Genomic DNA, 225 nt, shown 5'->3' on the forward strand with positions numbered 1-225 from the left:
ACTGAAGGTGATGCCTGACAGGTTCCAGTTGCTTACATCGACCGTGCCGTCACCACCTGGGATAGCGGTGTAGCTGTTGGTGCCATCGGTGATGGTGGCGCCCAAAGGAATGCCGCTGATAACGGTGGTGTGGGTTTCCGAGCCATCGTTGTCAGCGTAGGTCGCCACGGTGCCCAGGGCGATGGAAGTGTCTTCGTCGCCAGTCACTTCGTGGGTAACCACAGT

At 58.7% G+C, this 225-nt stretch carries 1 protein-coding gene; it reads right to left on the bottom strand.

What is annotated here, in order from left to right; genetic code table 11:
• Positions 1–225 (bottom strand): hypothetical protein (locus OGL93_RS22195; protein WP_263265174.1); only part of this gene is annotated, 225 nt, incomplete at both ends.

Origin of the sequence: Pseudomonas sp. RIT-PI-S (genome assembly GCF_025642975.1) — a bacterium.
Classification (GTDB): domain Bacteria; phylum Pseudomonadota; class Gammaproteobacteria; order Pseudomonadales; family Pseudomonadaceae; genus Aquipseudomonas.